Genomic DNA, 12,231 nt, shown 5'->3' with positions numbered 1-12,231 from the left:
CCTATAAGTTAAGGGGATTTATGGCCAATGTTTTAAACAACATGGCTTTAGCATGAAAAAATTTATTCTGAACCTCATTTTGTTTCAGATTAGCATCAATAAGTTTTCCCTCCCTAGAATTGATCAAGAAGACTGAGCTCTCACCAAAACTAAATTTTCGTTCTTCTGCCGTTAATAGCGTCTGATAGTCTTGTACAATATTTGCGATCAGGTCATTTTGAATTGTATATGAATCCAGTTCCCTATAAATTCCTATTACTTTGTTTTGTACCTCAACTTGGGCATTGTCACGTTCAAATTCAGCATCCCTTAGCTTGAACTTTGCCAATTTTAAATCCCCACGTTCCTTTCTCAAGAATAGCGGAAATCGGAATGTAAACCCACCTTTGAACTGATCCGTTACCAATGAGTTTATGAGCTCCGGAGTCTCAGTTAAAAAGTTATATTCCACATCTAATTTGGGTAATAACTTGTTTCCTTTTAAGCGTTTATTTACCAAAAGTCCATCGACTTTGTATTGCAGAGACCTTAACTTTGGATGGTTTTCCAGCACAAAACTATCCAATGGTTTTTGCATGATTTCCAAAGTGGTGTCAATATCAGCTTCGACCTGGGTATCAGGAATGACATCGGGCTGTAATTCTACAGGCACATCATTAATCCATAAAAAGTTGGACAGCTCCAAAGACTTTTTCATCAACCTTACCTTGGCCTGTTCTAGGTTTAAAGCTCGATTCTGAACGGTTATTCTTGCTTCAACCGTGTCAATGGCTGCAATTTCCCCAGCAAGAGCACTTTTTTTTATGCCTTGAAAGCGAATATTTGCGTTGCTTAGAAAGTCGGCAAAAACTTGAGTGTCTTGAAAAGCTCTTAACCAATCAAAATAAGCTAAGGAAGCTTGATACAACACTTTGTTTACCAAAATATCCTGATCTACCTTGGATTGCTCCCTGAAAAATTTGGCCTGTCTAAGAGTAGCCATGCGCTCATTGATCCAGAAACCTTGACCAAGGGACATAGAAACCCCCGCACTGTATAATCCATCCGTTGGAAGTGTTTCAGCTGCATTCAGAAAGTCTCCCTGATTCTGCTCGAAATTTCCTTTGAGTTCAATACCAAACCAAGTAGGGATTTTAAAGGTGGTATTGAGTCTATCCCAATATTCAGTGCCCTTAAATTGCTTGCGATCATAATCCACTTCAATTTTGGGGTCAAACCCACCCCTTGCCTTCATCAAATTTGCCTGCCCCATTGCAATGTTCAATTGGGCCTGTTTCGCAATGGGATGATATTTCTTTACATATCCAAGATACTCTTTAAAATTGAGCACAAGGGTGTCTTGCTGACCGTAAATGTTATTAATGGCAGCTAGGAATATTATAGCGAATAGAAAAATGAGGTTATTTTTTCTTGACATCGGCAACTTTGTTATCCGGTTGGTAATAATTGGGTGGGAATCCATTCAATTGTCTCCATAGCTCAAACCAAATTGGCACATCCTCAAGTAGGGCTATGGTATTTGCTCCGGATCCAACCCGAATAGCCTGAGGCCAAGGAACATCATCTTTGTCCGGTGCCAAAAGAATCCTGTATTTTCCATTATCACTAATAAACGTTTCGATAGCCACCACTTCGCCCCCAAATGTCCCAAAGGAAACATTGGGCCATCCGTTGAATACAATAGCTGGCCAACCATCAAATTGAATTCTAACTTTCTCTCCTATATGTATCAAAGGAAGATCTATGGGATCCACATAGGTTTCCACAGCCATATCATACTTGTCCGGCATTATTCCTACCAAACGATCGCCTTCTTTAAAGGTTTCGCCAATACCTGATTGCAAAGCCCGGTTAATAAATCCAGTTTGTGGTGCACGGATATACAGCATACTATTTCGAACTTCATAATTGGTATATGCATTTTCCAACTTGGTCACCTGCGCCTCGGAATCAAATTGATTGGATTGGGCGGTGAGCATATTACTTCTAGCTTTTGAAATTTTGTCCGTGTACTCGGCCTGTACCCTATTAATTTCAACCCGCGCATTGATTACCTCATTTTTACTGGTCAAGAGTTTATTTTCTTGGGAGATCAGCTTGGCCTGCGTTTCCTGCAGCTTTAGCTTCTTTTCTTCCACATCGGTTACAGCCTTTAGCCCTTCTTGCTCCAATTGTGTTGTTCTATTGAATTGACGCTCCGCAATGGCAATGTTGGTTTTGGCCGCTTCTAAATCGATACTGTCACTCCGAACTTTCAGTTTAGATTGAATCAGTTTGTTTTTCGCCTGCTCCAACTTAAGTTGACTTTCGTTTGAAAGTGCCCCTATTTGAATATTCAGCGCCTTAACCTTTTCTTGATAGGATGTGACCGCCATGGATTTAGCTTCTATTTGTTTGCCTGTACGAGCGACTAGATTAGGGTCAAAATATTCACTTTTTATCTCCGAAATATGCAAAATGGTATCTCCCTTTTGCACAAAATCTCCTTCTTTCACATACCATTTTTCAATACGTCCCGGTATGGGAGATTGAATTGTTTGAGGACGTTGATCCGGCTTCAGGGTTGTTAAGTATCCTTTACCTGATATATTCTGGGTCCAAGGGAGAAACATAACAATAAGCACAATTACCGAAAATACAGTGAGCAACCGGTTAAAATGTTTGTTGTGTTTTTCCACGAACACTTTTTGGGCCACCTTATACTTACCAAGGTCCACTTTTTCGTTCAACTTGTTTGGTGATATATTGAGCATAATACTGCTATCTTTCGTTAATTAATTTTCCCTTTTCCATAGTTATTATGCGACCACAACGTTTAACCCATTTTGGATTTTCACTAACGATGACCAAGGCCCATCCATTCTCTGGATTGGTTATAAAATCCATTATTCTTTCTGCCTCTGCTTCTCCAAATTGATCTAGGGGGTCTTTTAGAATCAACAGTTTGGGTCTTCTTACTATACTTCTTGCCAAAACTATTTTCTTAGAGACCGCATAGGGTATTTGCCTTCCTTCAGGATATAATACCGTATTTAACCCTTGGGGGAGATCTTTCACGAACTGTGTAAGTCCCGTTTTCTCCAATGCCCAGTAAACATCTTCCATAGAAATTGTCTTGTCTCCAAAGGTGATGTTGTTCAAGAGTGTACCTTCAAAAGGGGTTTCCTCACTTAGTGATTGCCCCAAATGTGAGCGATAATAATTGAGGTTCATACCTTGAATTGCCACGTCGTTGACAAAAATCTTTCCATTGTCTGGCTCCAGAATTCCGGCAATTAACCTCAACAGGGTAGATTTTCCCGAACCGCTTGATCCCTGTAGTAGAATAGTGCATGAAGGGGTGATTTTTAGCGAGACGTTATCCACGATTTTTCTATCTCTTTCGGGCACGTTATAGGAAACATCTTCCATTTCGACCACAAACCCTTCGTCTGTTCTAAAGGGTTTTTCTCCATCTTGAGGCTCCAATTCTTTGTCGACAACCTGCCCTAGTTTTTCCAATGAAGTCAAAAGATCATAGAAGGTTTCCAGACCCAAAATCATTTTTTCTACGGAACTAATTACAAGAATTATGATAATCTCCGCTGCCACAAACTGTCCAATATTCATCTCCTGATTCAAGACCAATAGTCCTCCAATAAGCAAAAGTCCCGCGGTTACCAATACCTTAAATCCTATCATTTGAATGAACTGTAGCACCAATATCTTAAAGTGACCTTCCCTTGCGTCCAAATAGTCCGCTACCAGGGTGTCATTTTTATCAAGAGCGTGTGTAGTTCTGCCAGATAATTTGAAACTTACCAGAGACCTTGCGATCTCTTGGATCCAATGGGCCACTTTGTATTTGTTCTTGGATTCATCCAGACTGGTCTCCAATCCCCTTTGTACCGTGAACTTAAATACCACATAAATCAACAATACCAACAATAGACCATAGAGAATGAAGAACGGGTGATAAAAAGACAGTAATAAAAGTCCGAAAACAACCTGCAGGAAGGAAGCAGGAAAGTCGATTAGAATTTTAGAAAGTCCTTTCTGAATGGTCAGGGTATCAAAAAATCGATTTGCCAATTCCGGCGGGTAATAGTTTCGTAATTCGTGCATCCTAATTTTTGGAAAACGATATGCAAATTCAAAAGAAGCCCGGGTAAAAATCTTTTGCTGTATGTTTTCAATAATACGCATCTGCATCAGTTGCAAGGTTCCTGAAAAGGCCACTCCAAGTGTTACCAAAACAACCAGTACAACCCACGAAGTACTCACCTGCGCTCCCTGGATCAGGTTAATGATAGCCTGAATTCCGAGAGGAAGGGAAAGATTTACAACTCCAGCAAAAATTGCGTAGTAAAAAATTTGAAGGATGTCTTTTCTATCCAGTGCCAGCAGCCCGATCAGGCGTTGCCAGGCGGTTAAGACCATTTCTGCCATTTATTTTAAGTTTTTAAGGTTCGGAAGACCAAGTCGATGAAATAATGTGTTGGTGTTGTGGTTTCGTTGCAATCTGTTAGCTGAGGGAAATGCTCCGTTAAAAAGTATTGATGCAACGAGCCTTCCAGAATTGTGCTTGCCAAACTTGATGGATATGGATATTCGCCATCCAATGCCACGATCATTTCGTGTAAGCGATTGACCAGCCTTTTATAGATTACAAAATAACCTTCCTTGTTCTCTTGGTCCACCTCCTTGGTCAGGTATGATTTGGAATATTCATTAATAACTATTTTATTCAGAAGAACCTCGTCGATATGCGAAAAGGAGACATCCAACTCAACGCTCTGAGTTAGAATTTCAACAGCCCTACGAAGTTTTTCGGCAGGTTCACCAATGGCGTTGGTAGCAAAGACCATTTTGTACTCCAACCAGCCCCAGTACCACGAAGCTAGGTAAAGCAATAACTTATGCTTGTTTTCGAAATAGCGATAAATAGAGCTCTCATTGGATTTAATACGGTCTCCAAGTTTTCTAAACGTAAAGCTCTCAAAGCCCATCTCATCTATAAGCAAAATGCTTTGTTCAATAATTCTTTTTCCAAGATCCGATGACTCGGGGTCTTTGATATAAATCTTGTCGTTGATCCCTATCCGAATAGATTGCATGAGTCTTTCCATACCGAAATTTTAACTAATTGGATTGTAAAAATAATAGTATTACTATCAATATATAATAGTTTAACTATCTTTTAACAAAAGTAATACTTTCTTAATTGCGTTTATTCCTATTTTTATTAGGGGAAAATAAATTGCTATGAAAAAATTGATGTTCCTTTTGATTTTAACCGTTTGGGTCACAAACGCACAACAAAACAGATACGAGATAAAATTTGAGCATTTTACCGAAAGTCGTGGAGATTCTGAACTGGGAACGCTATTAGAAATACCATATACCAATGTAGTTTTGGTAGAAAACTCGCTGAAATCTTCTTCGGGATTTGGACTTACCATGAACTTTCATGGCCATATTGTTGTCATAGATCATATGGAAACAATGCCTAACGGAAGTGTTCAAGTGGTGCTTAGAAGGGAAGATGGCCGAAGTTTTTACGGTTATAAACCAACCATAAAAGCTATCTTGGTAAAAAGAAATCTTACAAGGGCACAGATTTGAAAACAGCATTATTCCAAAACCTAACAAATGAAATCAATTTACTTTTTTTTAGCACTATTGCTCTCACTAAGCAATCTGCATAGCCAGGAAAAACAAATGGATGATGTACGAATTGGAGATGAACTCACTTTAGGTGAACCTTCTAATGCATCGTACACCCACATTTTAGTTCCCAGAAAGAACTTCATCATAAAGAGAGGGGGAATTCCCAATTTGAAGACCTTAAAACATACCAGGGTGATCATAACCAATATCACTTACGGAAAAAAAACACAGGTAACCTTTAAAAAGTCGGACGGCACTAAATTTTTTAGATTTTATAAAACCATGAAAGCCGATTTTAACCAAGCGGTTGCCGCAGGAGAGTTAAAAATTCCGGGTAAGGGGTGAACAGAAGCTACCAACTCTTGTTTTGACAAACTTCGGCATCCCTAATATTTCTCGTACCAATTAAACTCTTCTTGGATAATTTTTGCCTTCGTTTCCTCAAGATACTTTAAAAAAGCCATCGCTACTGGCGATAGTTTCTTGGAGGCCAACCATACCAAATTCCAGGTGGTTTGAATGGGAAGGTTTCTTTTGGGAAAAATTTTTAGATTACCATTGCCAAGTTCATTTTTTATCCCAATAAGAGGCATTATAGAGCACCCGAGGCCTGCAATAACAGCCTGTTTTACTGCTTCGTTGGATGTTAATTCAATCCGCTTTCCAACCTCGATTTCAGATTGGTATAAATACATTTCCATTGCCGCTCTGGTAGCAGAACCTGGCTCACGAAATATTAGCGGTGTATCTTTAACGAACATTTTTTTGGAAAGCAATATTTTTTTATAACTCATGGGGTTTGCTACCAAATACAACACATTCTTCATCAACTCGATTCGACTCAATTTAAGATGTTTCGGAAGGACAGAAACCAATGCAAAGTCTACCTCATTTTCCTCAAGACTTTGAACCACCCTTGATTTATTGGTGACATCCATCACCAGGTCTACCCCCGTGTTAGATTTCATAAAGCCAGATAAGAAATAGGGCATGACGTATTTTCCCGTAGATACAACAGATACTTTCAAGCGTCCTGCCAATTTCCCTTCAAAAGATTGCATTCTGTAGTTGATTCCATCCACTTCGCTTAAAATACGTTCCGCCGAATTAGCAATTTCCATTCCAAAATCTGTAATAAAAAGCTTCCTTCCCACAACTTCTGTTAAGGGAATTGGGAACTGATCTTGAAAATTTTTTAGTTGAATTGAAACGGCTGGCTGGGTCAGATAAAGCTCTTCAGAAGCTTTCGTAATACTCTGTTTTTCAACAATTTTTGAGAATATCCGCAGTTGGTGCAATGTATAATTCATAAATAACATTTATGTATTTCATAATAAATATAAATAATAATATATCTATTTAAACAGTAACCTTTGCAAAAAAATAAATCATGTTATCTAAACTTTCATTAACACAAAAAGTTGATTCGAAAAAAGAAAAGGTTAACAGAAAGGAGCGTTATTATCCTTTGTACTACGCTCTAACAGGATTCCTATTTGGGGGCATCTTAGTGCTGTCTGCACTTAACGATTTTCTCTTTTTCGGATGGCTAAGTATTTCAATGTCCATAATATTTGGATTATTAACCATTCACATATTAGGGGATGAACAAGTAAAAAAGTATTAATCAAAATTTAAATTCACCATGGAAACATTAGTTAAAACAGATCAGAAAATCCAACTCGTAGATGGGACTTTTACCGCTGCGGAAGCTTTGGATATTATTACCTCGTTGTTAAACGAAAAAATAAACTTTCATAAACTTCAACGACTTTCTTGGTATGAGGGTGACTGCGATGCAAACACAACATATCCTGATGGCAGAATCCAAGAGTTGCAAAGGGAAAAAACCATTGCAAAAGACTTCATCAATGGAGTACGCCAAGAAGGAAAGCGATTAAGAATAGATGGAATATTAAACATTACCCTAGAGGATTAACACCTATGGACCTGCACTTGCTAGTTGACAATCTTACCAATCCTGCATTGCTCTTCTTCTTTTTGGGCATCATTGCAGTACAGTTGAAAAGCGACCTTGAAATTCCGGCGAATTCGTCAAAGTTCATATCACTTTATCTCCTTTTTGCCATAGGCTTTAAAGGAGGTATGGAACTTTCGCACAGTCCATTCAATATTGAAATTATTTGGTCGCTTTTATTCGGTGTCTTCTTGGCTGTTGCCATTCCAGTGATGGCATATTTCATTTTGAGAAGGAAATTCAGCATTGAAAACTCCGGGGCTATTGCCGCAGCTTACGGTTCGGTAAGTGCAGTTACTTTTGTAACCGCTATTTCATTCCTTGAACTGGAAAAGATAGATTTTGGAGGACATATGGTCGCTGTGATGGCTTTAATGGAAGCTCCTTCGATAATTATTGGAGTGCTATTAATGGCCTTTTTTAAGAAAGGGAAAAAACAAGCCGGTAGTTTTTCAAAGGTATTGCACCATTCGGTCACCAATGGCAGTGTTCTTTTGATTCTTGGCAGTCTTGCAATCGGATTTTTAGCCAATGAGCATCAAGCGGAAGGTATTAAACCCTTCACTACAGATATCTTTAAAGGATTCTTGGCGGTTTTCCTGTTAGACATGGGTATCACCAGTGGCAAAAAATTAAATGATTTTTTGAACAAAGGTTGGTTCGCACTTTTGTTTTCCATTGGTGTTCCCATCCTAAATGGCTGTCTTGTGGCTTGGTCTAGCCAGTTCATTACCGAAAGTGTTGGTAATAGGTTCCTGTTCTCCATTCTAGCAGCAAGTGCTTCATATATTGCAGTGCCAGCGGCCATGAGGATTGCCGCCCCTCAAGCCAATCCGAGCCTCTACGTTCCCATGGCCCTGGCATTTACATTCCCTTTTAATATTACCTTGGGAATGCCACTTTATTTGTTCATTATTCAAATCTTTACAAGATAATGGTACCCCTACATCCATATCATTTATCACTTTTATTCAAAAACAAATTCTGATAAATTGATGATTTTTAGAAGTATGGTTTTGTGTTATCTTTAGCAAAAACCCTTACCATGAACAAACATCGCTGCGGTTGGTGCGAAGGTGACCCACTTTATGAGGATTATCATGATAATGATTGGGGTGTTCCTGTAAAAGACGACCATACTATTTTTGAATTTTTAATCTTGGAAACCTTTCAAGCTGGTCTCAGTTGGATTACTGTCCTTAAAAAACGTGAAAATTTCAGGAAGGCATTCGACAACTTCGATTACCAAAAAATTGCGAAATACGGTCAACCTAAAATTGATGAGTTGCTCGATAATGCGGGTATCATTAGAAACCGGTTAAAAATCCATGCAACAATTTCCAATGCCAAAGCCTTCATGGAAGTGCAAAAAGAATTTGGAACCTTCAGTAAATACATATGGGGATTTGTCGAAGACAAGCCCATTAAAAATGCACATAAAAACTACAAAGATGCACCTGCTACGACATCTTTATCCGATACACTTAGTAAGGATCTGAAAAAACGAGGGTTCAAGTTTGTCGGCAGCACGGTGGTGTATGCCCATATGCAAGCCACAGGAATGGTAAATGACCATGAGGTAAGTTGTTTTCGATATGATCAAGTTTAAATTCTTTCTCGCTGTCATTTTTGTTTTGGTCGGCTTTATAAGTTCGGCCCAAAACAAGTATGAGCGTGAATCCAGGATTTCAAAATCAGAATTTCCAATAAGAGCATTGGAGACTCTCACTCCTTATATAGAGGATGCTAAAAAAATTAAGTTTTACCACGAGGTAGATAGTGTAAAGCAAAGCTTCGAGACAAAGTTTAAAAAGGGAAGACTCCGTTACAGTGTGGAATTCAACACAAAGGGTGAATTGGAAGATGTGGAGTTTCTAATCGGAGAAAACGATATCCCGAATGAGAGTTGGTCCAAAATCGAAGATTACCTCAACACTAATTTTCAAAAAGTCCGTGTAAAAAAAATACAACAACAATATCCTGTTGGAAATTCAGATTACAGTGTCATACTAAAAGAAGCTTTTCAGAATCTAATCCTGGACTACATTAATTTCGAGTTGGTTTTTTCTGCCAAAAACAGTAAAGGTTTCCAAACCTATGAAGCCCTCTTTAATTCGACTGGCACCCTAGTAAAGTTGCGCCAATCCTTTTCGCCAAAGTATGACCACCTCCTCTATTAAATGGTTTTTGACCATCACTTTTTTGTGCTCTTGGGGTGTTTCCATGGCCCAAGATAATTTTACAGCCTATTGGCAACCCCAAATTGCAATTAACTATCCTGTATCGCCTCTTTATTCACATAATTTTTCATTGGTGAATCGGAATTATGTTGTTGAAACCGACAATTGGAAATTCAACACCCGACAGTTAGACATCGCTCACTTTTCAAAACTCAGTTTGCAAGACAACCAAAGCATTGCCTTAGGAATTCAATACCGTTTTCGGAATATATTCGAAGGTAGTTCCGATGAACTCAGATTGATCCAACAGTATAATTTCACTTCCCGCCCTCTAGCAGTGCGATACGGACATCGATTCCGTTCGGAACAACGTATAACCCGCAAAGTGACCTTCCATCGGTTCCGCTATCGTTTTTCAATCGATTTCCCTTTAAAGGGGGAGAAACTGGATATTGGTGAAACTTTCCTTGTTGTTGGTAACGAAAACCTGTTGAGTATTTCCAAAGGAAACTCCCCACAGTACGACACACGTTTGCAGGGACAACTTGGTTGGAAATTGGACAAAAGTCTAAAACTATTGGTTGGAATGGAATATCGTCTAGAGGATTACACAGCAACTTTACCTCAAAATGTCTTTTTTCTTTTAACTAGTTGCCAACTCTCCTATTGACAATCTAAGTAGCGACTTCAATTTTCACTAGCATTGGAAATTTCTCTATCTTTCTAAAATCTACTTAAACCAACTTGAAATTGAGATATGGGATTTCTAACACTTTTTTCCTTCCTTGGATTTACACTTTTTGTTGCGGTTGTCGCCTGGTATGCTACAAGAAAAACGGATGAAAAATCAGCCGATGGATATTACTTGGGCGGACGGTCTTTAGGAGCTATTACCATTGCTGGCTCTCTACTTCTGACCAACCTCTCTGCAGAACAGATTGTGGGATTGAATGGGCAGGCTTTTGATGAAGGGCTTATGGTTATGGCATGGGAAACGTTAGCTGCCATTGCCATGGTATTCACGGCCATCTTCTTACTTCCCAAGTACATGAAAAAAGGAATTACTACGATTCCCGAATTCATAGAAAAACGGTTTGACAAACAAACAAAAGCTCTACTATCCATACTTTTCCTATTTGCATATGGTGTAGTTCTGCTTCCAACCATTCTTTATTCAGGTTCGCTTGCCTTTAGCACTATGTTCGACTTACCGAATGTTTTGGGCATGGAACCATGGTCGGTTATTTGGATTTGCGTTTGGTCCATTGGTCTAATCGGAATGGTGTATGCGATTTTCGGTGGATTGAAAGCGGTAGCGGTTTCAGATCTTATAAATGCAATAGGGTTGTTGATAGGCGGTCTTTTAATTCCAGTTTTTGGATTGCTGTTGATTGGAGATGGGAGTATCGGGAACGGACTGGACATTCTTTGGGAAACCAATCCAGAAAAATTTGTAATGAAAGGGACGGTGGATTCATCCATTCCGTTCGGCACCATTTTTACAGGTATGATGTTGGCGCAGATTTATTATTGGGGAACCAATCAATCTATTTTGCAACGTGTCTTTGGCGCCAAAAGCTTAAAAGAAGGGCAAAAAGGAATGCTTCTAGCGGCATTTGTGAAATTTGTCATTCCTATTGTTGTAGTTGTTCCTGGAATTATTTCTTGGCATGTATTCAATGGACAATTGGACAATGCCGATCAGGCCTATCCTGCACTGGTAGCTAAAGTGTTACCCGCGGGACTTACCGGTTTCTTTGCTGCTGTGCTATTTGGTGCCGTATTAAGTTCGTTCAATAGTCTTTTGAATAGTAGTGCCACATTATTTGGTTTTGATTTATATAAATTCTTCTTCAAACCAGAAGCTACCGAGATGGAAACTGTAAAGGCAGGGAAACGCTTTGGACTTGGGCTGGGCATTGTAGCGATGATCATAGCGCCATTTATTGCTAATGCACCAGATGGTCTTTTTAGTTACATTCAACAATCTTTGGGAAGTTTAAGTGTACCTATTTTGGCTGTGGTAATGACCGGTATACTAACCAAAAAAGTACCTGCATTGGGTGCAAAAGTTGTGATGATAGGCGGAGTTATCCTTTATCTTATAAGTTTACTCTTTTTAGAACCTCATTTTAGAGAAAGTGCGGTTGCCCTGGCTCAATCGCAAGGAATTACGGATGCAGCTCAGCTTAGCATTATCAAAGCAGATGCCTACCCCCATTATCTTCATGTAATGGGTATCCTGTTCGTTTTCAATATTTTGGTCATGTTATTCTTCGGAAGAATAAAACCAAAAACGGAAGTTGTCGAAGAAGAGAGCACCGATGTCATAGATATTACTCCATGGAAATATGCTTTCGGTATTGGCGCCTTCATTTCAATTTTAGTAATTAGCACTTATTTTATCTTCTCATAGCCGTATTG

14 protein-coding genes are annotated in these 12,231 nt (G+C 39.0%); 9 read left to right on the top strand and 5 right to left on the bottom strand.

What is annotated here, in order from left to right:
• Nucleotide 1: 1 nt before the first annotated feature.
• From ACOKFG_RS04685 to ACOKFG_RS04670, 4 genes are read right to left on the bottom strand one after another with little or no spacing between them, the layout of a single operon-like run.
• A complete protein-coding gene (locus tag ACOKFG_RS04685; RefSeq protein WP_299486660.1) occupies nucleotides 2-1,417 on the bottom strand; it encodes a TolC family protein in 1,416 nt (471 codons plus the stop codon).
• Nucleotides 1,401-2,753, bottom strand: coding sequence for an HlyD family efflux transporter periplasmic adaptor subunit (locus tag ACOKFG_RS04680; protein ID WP_298793406.1), 1,353 nt, complete (start codon nucleotides 2,751-2,753; stop codon nucleotides 1,401-1,403). Before ACOKFG_RS04680 ends, ACOKFG_RS04685 begins: the two co-directional genes overlap by 17 nt.
• Before the next feature lie 7 nt (nucleotides 2,754-2,760).
• Nucleotides 2,761-4,428: an ATP-binding cassette domain-containing protein gene (locus ACOKFG_RS04675; RefSeq protein ID WP_298793405.1), complete on the bottom strand. Its 1,668-nt coding sequence runs from the start codon at nucleotides 4,426-4,428 to the stop codon at nucleotides 2,761-2,763.
• A 5-nt stretch (nucleotides 4,429-4,433) separates the two neighbouring features.
• Nucleotides 4,434-5,108: a TetR/AcrR family transcriptional regulator gene (locus ACOKFG_RS04670; RefSeq protein ID WP_298793404.1), complete on the bottom strand. Its 675-nt coding sequence runs from the start codon at nucleotides 5,106-5,108 to the stop codon at nucleotides 4,434-4,436.
• 136 nt (nucleotides 5,109-5,244) lie between these two features.
• On the opposite strand from ACOKFG_RS04670, the gene ACOKFG_RS04665 reads away from it, so the two are divergent.
• Both ACOKFG_RS04665 and ACOKFG_RS04660 read left to right on the top strand, forming a co-directional pair.
• Nucleotides 5,245-5,604: a hypothetical protein gene (locus ACOKFG_RS04665; protein WP_298793402.1), complete on the top strand. Its 360-nt coding sequence runs from the start codon at nucleotides 5,245-5,247 to the stop codon at nucleotides 5,602-5,604.
• 27 nt (nucleotides 5,605-5,631) lie between these two features.
• Nucleotides 5,632-5,994: a hypothetical protein gene (locus ACOKFG_RS04660; RefSeq protein WP_422861926.1), complete on the top strand. Its 363-nt coding sequence runs from the start codon at nucleotides 5,632-5,634 to the stop codon at nucleotides 5,992-5,994.
• A gap of 41 nt (nucleotides 5,995-6,035) precedes the next feature.
• Here the strand turns inward: ACOKFG_RS04660 and ACOKFG_RS04655 are convergent, their stop codons facing one another.
• Nucleotides 6,036-6,959, bottom strand: a complete 924-nt coding sequence (locus tag ACOKFG_RS04655; RefSeq protein WP_299171705.1) for a LysR family transcriptional regulator — start codon at nucleotides 6,957-6,959, stop codon at nucleotides 6,036-6,038.
• Nucleotides 6,960-7,039: 80 nt separating this feature from the next.
• Here ACOKFG_RS04655 and ACOKFG_RS04650 point away from each other — a divergent pair, with 80 nt between their 5' ends.
• The 7 genes from ACOKFG_RS04650 (at nucleotide 7,040) to ACOKFG_RS04620 (ending at nucleotide 12,223) form a co-directional block, all read left to right on the top strand.
• Nucleotides 7,040-7,276, top strand: coding sequence for a hypothetical protein (locus ACOKFG_RS04650; RefSeq protein ID WP_298793399.1), 237 nt, complete (start codon nucleotides 7,040-7,042; stop codon nucleotides 7,274-7,276).
• 18 nt (nucleotides 7,277-7,294) lie between these two features.
• Nucleotides 7,295-7,588 carry a hypothetical protein gene (locus ACOKFG_RS04645; protein ID WP_298793398.1) on the top strand — a complete coding sequence of 98 codons (294 nt, stop codon included), beginning with the start codon at nucleotides 7,295-7,297 and terminating at the stop codon, nucleotides 7,586-7,588.
• A gap of 5 nt (nucleotides 7,589-7,593) precedes the next feature.
• A complete protein-coding gene (locus ACOKFG_RS04640; protein ID WP_422861925.1) occupies nucleotides 7,594-8,562 on the top strand; it encodes a sodium-dependent bicarbonate transport family permease in 969 nt (322 codons plus the stop codon).
• A 110-nt stretch (nucleotides 8,563-8,672) separates the two neighbouring features.
• Entirely contained in the window at nucleotides 8,673-9,236 is a 564-nt protein-coding gene (locus ACOKFG_RS04635; RefSeq protein WP_298793396.1) for a DNA-3-methyladenine glycosylase I, read from the top strand.
• Nucleotides 9,223-9,807: a hypothetical protein gene (locus tag ACOKFG_RS04630; RefSeq protein ID WP_298793395.1), complete on the top strand. Its 585-nt coding sequence runs from the start codon at nucleotides 9,223-9,225 to the stop codon at nucleotides 9,805-9,807. Before ACOKFG_RS04635 ends, ACOKFG_RS04630 begins: the two co-directional genes overlap by 14 nt.
• Nucleotides 9,788-10,477, top strand: a complete 690-nt coding sequence (locus ACOKFG_RS04625; RefSeq protein ID WP_298793394.1) for a DUF2490 domain-containing protein — start codon at nucleotides 9,788-9,790, stop codon at nucleotides 10,475-10,477. The genes ACOKFG_RS04630 and ACOKFG_RS04625 overlap by 20 nt, the downstream gene beginning before the upstream one ends.
• Before the next feature lie 87 nt (nucleotides 10,478-10,564).
• Nucleotides 10,565-12,223, top strand: coding sequence for a solute:sodium symporter family transporter (locus ACOKFG_RS04620; RefSeq protein WP_298793393.1), 1,659 nt, complete (start codon nucleotides 10,565-10,567; stop codon nucleotides 12,221-12,223).
• The last annotated feature ends 8 nt before the right edge of the window (nucleotides 12,224-12,231 follow it).

The sequence above is a fragment of the Flagellimonas rhodophyticola genome, from assembly GCF_049332665.1.
In the GTDB taxonomy this organism is placed as follows: Bacteria; Bacteroidota; Bacteroidia; order Flavobacteriales; family Flavobacteriaceae; genus Flagellimonas.
Note: the sequence above shows the minus strand (reverse complement) of the source record. Positions and strands in the feature narration are given on the sequence as shown.